General features: G+C 35.4%; 6 protein-coding genes. 5 read left to right on the forward strand and 1 reads right to left on the reverse strand.

Features of this window, described 5'->3' with window-relative positions:
* Positions 1-810: 810 nt before the first annotated feature.
* From PHF25_07665 to PHF25_07675, 3 genes are all read left to right on the forward strand, one after another.
* On the forward strand, positions 811-1,509 hold the full coding sequence (locus tag PHF25_07665) for a hypothetical protein (GenBank protein ID MDD4527893.1): 699 nt from the start codon (positions 811-813) through the stop codon (positions 1,507-1,509).
* A 569-nt stretch (positions 1,510-2,078) separates the two neighbouring features.
* Complete coding sequence (locus tag PHF25_07670; GenBank protein MDD4527894.1) at positions 2,079-3,287, forward strand: hypothetical protein; 1,209 nt, start codon at positions 2,079-2,081, stop codon at positions 3,285-3,287.
* A 44-nt stretch (positions 3,288-3,331) separates the two neighbouring features.
* A complete protein-coding gene (locus PHF25_07675) occupies positions 3,332-5,545 on the forward strand; it encodes a UvrD-helicase domain-containing protein (protein ID MDD4527895.1) in 2,214 nt (737 codons plus the stop codon).
* Here the strand turns inward: PHF25_07675 and PHF25_07680 are convergent.
* Positions 5,542-6,927 carry an L-serine ammonia-lyase, iron-sulfur-dependent, subunit alpha gene (locus tag PHF25_07680; protein MDD4527896.1) on the reverse strand — a complete coding sequence of 462 codons (1,386 nt, stop codon included), beginning with the start codon at positions 6,925-6,927 and terminating at the stop codon, positions 5,542-5,544. The genes PHF25_07675 and PHF25_07680 overlap by 4 nt on opposite strands.
* A 95-nt stretch (positions 6,928-7,022) precedes the next feature.
* Between PHF25_07680 and PHF25_07685 the strand changes: the two genes are divergently transcribed.
* Positions 7,023-7,670 carry a 7-carboxy-7-deazaguanine synthase QueE gene (locus PHF25_07685; protein MDD4527897.1) on the forward strand — a complete coding sequence of 216 codons (648 nt, stop codon included), beginning with the start codon at positions 7,023-7,025 and terminating at the stop codon, positions 7,668-7,670.
* A gap of 3 nt (positions 7,671-7,673) precedes the next feature.
* On the forward strand, positions 7,674-8,375 hold the full coding sequence (locus PHF25_07690) for a polysaccharide deacetylase family protein (protein ID MDD4527898.1): 702 nt from the start codon (positions 7,674-7,676) through the stop codon (positions 8,373-8,375).
* The last annotated feature ends 61 nt before the right edge of the window (positions 8,376-8,436 follow it).

Raw genomic sequence — 8,436 nt, forward strand, 5'->3', positions numbered from 1 at the left:
GTTGACCTGTTTTATATACCATATTAGCCCCCTTTTGATGCTACTATTATATCAAATATACTCAATAAATATAAGGGTTGTAGCCCATTTAATTGTACAGAGAGGAAGTATTTGTGACACAGTCTGTTAATGAGGAACGAGTTTAGCGGTTGTCCTCGAATGCTGAGCGAAGTCGAAGCAAAGAGTACCTGGTTTCCCGCTCCATTATAAAAATAAAGCCTCAGACATCAAAGATTGTATATTTAAAAATGATTGCTTGTTATGGTGAGAACTGGCTTGCCAGTTCAGTAACAACTCCGCTTAATGAGGAACGAGTTTAGCGGTTGTCCTCGAATGCTGAGCAAAGTCGAAGCAAAGAGTACCTGGTTTCCCGCTCCATTATAAAAACGAAGCCTCAGACATCAAAGATTGTATATTTAAAAATAATAGACAATATAAAACACAACTACAACGCATAATACATTAGAAATAGAGACACAAGTTGGCGTTTTTTTGAAATTAGCTGGACACCACTGAATAAGCGTAATTAATACACCATAAATTATTAATACATAAAAAACCTCTTTTGTGGCGATATTAGTATTGATACAAAATAAATACACGGAAGGGGGACAGGATTAAGAAAGAAAGCTTAAAAGTCCTGTGAGTTTTCTTGCTCCAATATCTGAAGATAAAGGAGTTTTTTAAAGGCAAGTTGATAAACCTTCTCTGACAGGAGAAGGTGGCGACAAAAAAGAGGACGAGAAGTTCTCTGATTGTTTCGCCGGATGAGGTAAATAATAAAACATAAAGAAAAAAGGGGGAATTAAAATGAGCGCAAATTATTCATTCGCAGGAGAAATTAACAGAAACAATGCAATGGGTGCCGTAGCTGACACTATGAACGAGTTGAATTTAGATATTCTAAAGGCAACAATGGAAATGGGAGGAAAGCAAGTAGTTACTCAAAGTGGTAATGCATATGCTTTTGAAAGATTGAATGATGAAGAGGTAAAATCAATTCTTGCTGACGCTGGAATGGATGAAGATGGGAACGTAATATCTGCAAGCTTAGCTGATACTATTTTTAATCTTATTGGTATTGTTCCAGATACTGATATTGACGGCAATAATTGGTCTATTAATATACAAAAGGGAGATCCAGACAATGAGGGTGGTGCTTGTATAAAGATTTCTTACAAAGATGCAAATACAGGAGATGTTATGATAATGGGTATAGATGTTGATAAGAATGGTGAAATTGTAGGTCTTAGTCCATTAGAGATTTCTGACGAAGATACTACTGCTGCAGCTATTACGTCAACAGAGATTGAAATCATAAAAGCAGATGGCGGTGGACTATTGAAGTCATGGGGTATTAAAGATGCAGAAGAACTCCAGCCAGGTGACCTTTTCTTAGTACAACAGAAACTACAGATTATTAAAGATACTGTAAGTGCTGTCCATACAACAGGTAAGACACAAGGCGACATAATGAGGGAAGCAACACAAAAGTTTGCTCAAGGATAAGCAGTAAACGCTTATTAGTAATGAATGGAAGAGGGGGAGTAGCAATACTCCCTCTTTTTTTTGTGTTGCTGGACCCGAAGGAGCGCCGAATACCTGGAGGGAAAGCGAACAGGATGTGAGCGGCAGCGACTGAGTGGGGGTCGATGGAGCGGAGCAGGACAGCGAAGCGAGAGTGACAAGCAACACAGAAGTTCGCTCAAGGATAGCCTCACCCCCTAGATTAACTTTAGTGGGCGTTACAAATATGATTAGTCCCCCTCTCCTAAAAGAGAGGGGGATTTTTTTATGTTCATAAATCCTACATTCTTTGCCCACATGTTCGTTGATGGTGTACAATTAAATAGAGTGAATATTTAATTTGTTAGTTTGTTTCGTATTCGTAAACCCTCTCTGTTTAGTTAATAAAAAACTAGACAGTACTTAAACCTCTCTGTTAGGAGAGGTGGCTACAAGTTAAGGTGTCGAATAAATGGAAGTAATTTTAGCCGATGAGGTAGGAGAGGGTGGCGACAATAAGGTAAATAAAAAGTTTTCGGTGTATTTTGCCGGGTGAGGTTGGGGGATAAAAGTTGCTGTTTTTTAAAACTATAGAAGATATGAAGATTATTCCGTATCTTGATTATGATAAAAAAGGATTATTTTCTGATAGGGAGTTTTCTGAAGGGCATTATATTCCTTTATATAAAGATGAAACCTATGTGTCAGACTATCGGCATGCTTTATTTCTTATGGTGAATGATGTAAAAAACAATCAGATGATGGGTAGGATTAATACTTATCAGAAAATCGCTTTACCGGAAGGTATGAAGTTGCCTGTTGATTTGAGTAGCAGGGAAGACTTTGTTCCATTAGCTGACAGAGTAACAACGACCGGTAAAGTGAAAATCGCTATGCTAGGAGGCTTTGGTCCAGCTTATGGTGACAATATTTGTGGTGTTACCGCGTATAAGATATTATTGGAGGAATTGAGTAAGTATTTTGACGAATTTAAAGTAGACATATTTCATGTTCAAAGTAATAAGTTTAGAGAATTTTATTCTCGTTATGGAATAGAAATTTTTCAAGAACCGCTAGAGCTAGAGCAGTTTTGTGGATATGACTATTATTATGATATAACTGCCATTAATTCAATTTCCGGTTATCATATGCGGTCTATTGTTGATAGTTTTTTATGGATGTTTTCTCTTGATTTTCAGACTATAGAGAAGTCAAAAAAGAGAAACCAGTATTTGTTTTCTAACAAAAACGAAGAATTAGTAAATAGGATTAAATCTCAAGGAAGAGTTGGGAGTAAGGTATTATTTCATCCTGATTCAGTTCAGGATTGTAGAAACCTTCCCATGGCCATAAGTCACAAAATAATTGCAGAGATATTAGAAAAAACGGATTATGATGTGTTTACTGTTTCGGATATTGAATATGAATCGCCTAGATTTTTTAATGTAAAAGAATTGTCGAAAATGTTTGATGATTTTGCTATGATTATTTCTTTGATGGACAAAATTGTTACTGTTGATACTGCCTCTTATCATCTTGCCGATGCTTTTAGTCTTCCAACTATGGTTGTTTTTACGAATGCAGGAGAAGGGAGAATTGCTGATTATCCACAAGCACAAGGTTACGTGATTGATCCAAATTTTTTAGAAGAGCTCGAGGACATTCGAGCGAGTTCTTTGGGGCAAGATAAAGAATATGAAATATTAAACAATAGAATGGCAGAGGTTTGGGCGAAGCTGAATTGCTCTAAAATAGTTGATTTCTTACTTGCAACAGAATAAGTACGTTTAATTATTTTGAAGAAGTGGTTCATAATTGATAAGCTATGGACAAAAACTCAGAAAGATTCTTTGAAGGCTTAAATCCTCAACAAGTAGAAGCTGTTAAGTACACAGAAGGTCCCTTGCTAATTATGGCAGGAGCAGGTAGTGGAAAGACTAAGGTTCTAACTCACAAAATTGCCTATTTGCATAATGAGTTCAATGTATCACTTGCCAATATCCTCGCAGTAACCTTTACTAATAAAGCAGCAGCAGAAATGAAAGCACGAGTTCATGATTTGCTTGAGCTAAAAGGTGGCAGAGTACAGGACAACTGGATTTTAACATTTCACTCGTTTGGTTTTAAGATTTTAAAGATGTATTCCGATAAGCTGGGATATGATAAAAATTTTGTTGTTTATGATTCTGGTGATCAGTTGACATTGATAAAGCAAATACTTGCAGATTTCGAAATAGATACTGAGCAATTTAAACCTAAGTCTATCCAGTATCAGATAAGTAAGTCAAAAAATTCTTTTGTTTTTCCTGAACAATTTCTGCAAAAAGCTGACACAAATATTTTGCAGGTTGCTGCAAAAGTCTATGCCGAGTATCAGTTGAGGCTCAGACAAAACAACGCAATGGATTTTGATGACTTATTATTAAACATGGTTATTCTTTTGAAACAAGAAAAAGAAATTTTAGACAAATATCAGAATAAATTTGAGTTTATTTTAATTGATGAGTATCAAGATATTAATATGCCTCAATATCATATTAGTTATATGCTCTCAGCTAAACATAGAAGAATTTTTGTTGTAGGTGACACTGACCAAAATATTTATTCATGGAGAGGGGCCAACTTACAAAACATATTAAACTTTGAGAAGGATTTTCCTGATGCCAAGGTTATATTATTAGAGCAAAATTATCGTTCAACTTCAACCATACTTGATATTGCTAATAGCGTAATAGTTAACAATAAGCTTAGAAAAAAGAAATCACTTTGGACTAACCAAGAAAAAGGTGACGAAGCATTATTTTTTATTGCGCAGAATGATTATGATGAAGCAGAAAATGCTGTTAAAAAAGTTAAGGCAGTAATCGAAAAGGGTTCAACTTTATCGGAAATTGCGTTTTTGTATAGAACAAACGCCATGAGCCGAGTTATAGAAACAATTTTATTACAACATAATATTAAATATAGAGTTTATGGTGGTTTACGCTTTTATGATCGCAAAGAGATAAAAGATATTATGGCTTATTTGAAACTTATCTTAAATTACCGTGATGATATCGCCTTTCAAAGAGTCGTTAACGTCCCTTCAAGAAAGATTGGTAAATTGACTTTGTTGAAGGTACAAGAAAAAGCTTTAGAAAAAGAAATTTCTTGTTTCGAAGCTGTTGACCAACTTGAAGAGGTGAGAGGTCATGCAGCCTTATTAAATTTTAAAGAACTTATTTTGTCTTTCCAGCAAGAATACTTGGAAGGTAAGCTTTCAGCAGCAGAATTGATTGATATTGTAATCAATAGAACGGGATATAAAGAAATGTTACAAGCTGAAAGCAATTTGGAAGCTAAAACAAGGATAGAAAACTTAGAAGAGTTAAAAAAATCAGCAACTGAGCAAAATTATTCTTTAGATGATTTTGTGTCAATGAGTACACTTCTGACTAGCCAGGATGAATCTGGGGAAGTGGAAGATGTTCTTACCTTAATGACTATGCATACAGCCAAAGGTTTAGAATATGATAATATCTTTTTGTTTGGGCTAGAAGAAGGTGTCTTGCCCCATGTCCAATCATTGGATGCACCAGATGAGTTAGAAGAAGAGCGTAGACTTTGTTATGTTGCAGTTACTCGAGCAAGAAAGAGGTTGTTTCTTTCAGCCTCAAGCAATAGAGGTGCTTATGGTTCTACTACACCGAAAGAACTTAGTAGATTTTTTTATGAGATGCCAGCAGAATTATTGAAGGTGGAGTTTAGCGATAGGTTAAGTGGTTTTAATCATATTATTGAAAAACTATCAGCCAAACCAGAGTATAATTTAACTAAACCAGACAGAAAAGGCACTTTTTTTACTAGAGATTATGAAGAGGAAAGTAAGGCTAAAAAGGTCCTTTCTTATAGTGTAGGCGATATTGTTAATTCCGGTGCCTTTGGTGAAGGTACGGTTGTTCAGGTTTTTGGTTCTGGTAAGGATACGTCTTTGCAGATTAGGTTTGGTAAGGAAATGAAACTTGTGATGCCTAAATATGGTAAGTTAGAAAAGATTTAAAGATTAGGTTTAAGTGCTTTACTAACACCATCAATTCCCGTCTCTCTTAGTCCAAGCGGAAGATTTTTGCCATGAGCGTAGGCTATTTTCAAAAGAGAATCAAAATCAACAACAGGGGCGTAATGTGGATTAGGAACAAGTACAGTATCTGCAGCGCCGACAGCACTAAAAGCCTTGTCTCCATTTCTTTCTACACAGGGAATTACAACTTTTCCGCCAATGCAGTCACAGCTTAAATTCCAATTATGTTCTAGAATCATTTCAGCTGCTTGACTGATTTTATCGAGCATTAATCTCTTATCTTGGAGATTTGAGGTATCTTCTATCTGAGCATAAACAGCGGCACTTGCTGACATCGTGGCTGCAGCTCCTATTTCAAAAGTACACCCAGCTTCAGCTCCAGAGATGCAAGCGTTATGTTCAATGATTAGACCTATAATACCCGCAATGAATAATGATTTTATTAACCTTTCTTCTGCTATTCCTAAATGTTTTAGTCCGTATAAGACTCCAGGTAGCACACCCCCACCACCAGCAGTTGGGGCGGAAATGGCAATTCCTCCTGTGGCACTATGTTCAGCAAAGGCAATCGCTGCAGCATAGGTAATGTTTTTGTAATCAAATCTGTTTGGGTTAGCTAGGAAATGATTAAATAGTGCATTTGATCTATAGGTTGTTTGTCCTAGTAATGAACCTGTTTTTAATCTTCCATTTTCGACTCCTGCCATCATGTACGAAAACTTTAATCTCAGTTCAGCTAAGATTTCTGTTTCTGTTTTTGCAGTGATAGCTTTCTCTCTTGCTAAAATGAATTCATATACTGATCCTTTGAATTTAACTGCAACTTCAGTAAAACTACTTAGATTATGAAAGGAAAGTTCTTTTGGGCAACCTTGGTATGCGACTGGTAGCATGTCAGGTTTTACAACTCCTCCTCCGACTGATTCAAATAGTTGTTCTTGTTTGTTTGGAAGAAGGGCAAGGATAGAGTTTGGATGTGAGTTTATAGGTGTTGTTGTATCCCAGATAATGTCTTCGTCAGGATTAAAGAATATTTTTTTGTTATCAATTGGAAGAAAGTAGTTCATTCTTTTTACAATTTCCAAGGAGCTGAAAGTTTCTTCTAAGGGTAATCCTAGCAATCCCGCTGTAATGGCAATGTCTGAGTTATGCCCTTTACCTGTTAAGGCCATGCTGGAAAAGAATTTCACTTGCAGTCTGCCTTCTGAAATTGAGCTATTTTCAGTCAACATTTTTTTAATAAATTGTCCTATTCGAAATGGTCCAAAAGTATGAGAACTAGATGGTCCGAGTATAATTTTAAAAAAACCATTTATTGGTTTGTTGATAGAGGAGTCTATTGCAATAATTTTATTTTTCATTTGTTAATTATCGAAAGAGTTATAGTCAATTCCCACTATTATTTCTTTTTCCCATTCACTTTTCACTTTTCACTTTTCACCCTATACTAATTGTTATGTATTTAAGTGAAATTTTTTCTTCTATCCAAGGTGAAGGTATCTATTTAGGATATAAACAGATATTTATTAGAACAACTGGCTGTAACATTTCTTGTGATTATTGTGATGAAAATATTGAGGAAGGTCGCGATTGGAAGCTAGAAGAAATTATTGCTAAAGTTAATGAATTAAACAAAACCTGGCATCATTCTATCTCTTTAACTGGCGGCGAGCCACTTTTGCAAGTTAATGATTTACTGAAAATAATACCAGATTTGCCACTTCCTGTGATGCTTGAAACAAATGCAACATTGCCAGCACATTTGAAGGAATTGATAGGAAAAGTTGATATTTTTTCTATGGATTATAAGCCAGGATATGAAACAGAGTTCTCGGAGTGTTTGAAGCTTGTTAAGAACGAAGATGTTTATGTGAAATATGTATTAATGCCTGATACAAAAATATTTGAAATAAGAGAGTTTGGTCGGTTAATGAAAAATATAAGTAAAGATATTCCTTTAATACTTCAACCAGTTACTCCTTGTGGAAAGATTAAATTTTTTCCGACAGAAGAGCAGATTATCAATGCCTATAACATTTTAAAGAAAGATCTTAATGATGTGCGAGTTATACCACAGACACATAAAATTATGGGAGTTCATTAACGAGTGAACCATTTGTTTGCTTGCGGTGTAAAAGTAGCGCTTATTGTTTCAGTGATTTTTTTAGTTTCTTTTGCTTACAATCCAGATGGTATGCCTATGCAATTCCCAACAAACAAGAAACAAGTAGCCTTAACTCTTGATGATGGACCACATTATTTATACACAGAAAAAATTTTAGATATTTTAAAGCAAAATAAAGTAAAAGCTTCTTTTTTTTTAATAGGAGCAAGAATGATAGAGTATCCTAGCATTGTTAGAAGAATAAATAGTGATGGTCACACTTTGGGTAATCACACATATAGCCATATACGTTTAGATAAATATATTGATCAGCGTGTTGATGAGGAGATAGCCGAAACTAGTCGTGTTTACGAAAATATAGTAGGATTTGTGCCAAAGTATTTTCGTCCGCCTGGAGGTAGAATCAATAAATCAGTTCTAGCAACAGTCGAGCATTATGGTCTTTTGTCAGTGGGGTGGTCTATTAATGCAAACGATTTCCTTTACAAGGATCAACAGGTTGATGAGGAGTTTTTAGAGAAGAAAGTCTCAGCGATAATGGCTCTTCTGGAAAGAGATTTAAAACCAGGAGCAATTATTTTAATGCATAATGGAAATGAAGTATCCATCAAAGCTTTACCACGAGTAATTGAATATGTGCAGGCACAAGGATATCAGTTTGTGACTTTATCAGAGATTATGTAGTTTTATTAGTTTATTCTAAGGAAGCAACACCTCTTTGGTCTAACAGCTTTAAATGCAAACT

It is taken from the genome of Candidatus Margulisiibacteriota bacterium (assembly GCA_028706105.1).
Classification (GTDB): domain Bacteria; phylum Margulisbacteria; class Riflemargulisbacteria; order GWF2-35-9; family DYQY01; genus DYQY01.

What these genes read in the sequence shown, in the direction of transcription:
- PHF25_07675 (MDD4527895.1), top strand. Translation starts at nt 3,332, where the DNA reads ATGGACAAAAACTCAGAAAGATTCTTTGAAGGCTTAAATCCTCAACAA.
- PHF25_07680 (MDD4527896.1), bottom strand. Translation starts at nt 6,927, where the DNA reads ATGAAAAATAAAATTATTGCAATAGACTCCTCTATCAACAAACCAATA.
- PHF25_07685 (MDD4527897.1), top strand. Translation starts at nt 7,023, where the DNA reads ATGTATTTAAGTGAAATTTTTTCTTCTATCCAAGGTGAAGGTATCTAT.
- PHF25_07665 (MDD4527893.1), top strand. Translation starts at nt 811, where the DNA reads ATGAGCGCAAATTATTCATTCGCAGGAGAAATTAACAGAAACAATGCA.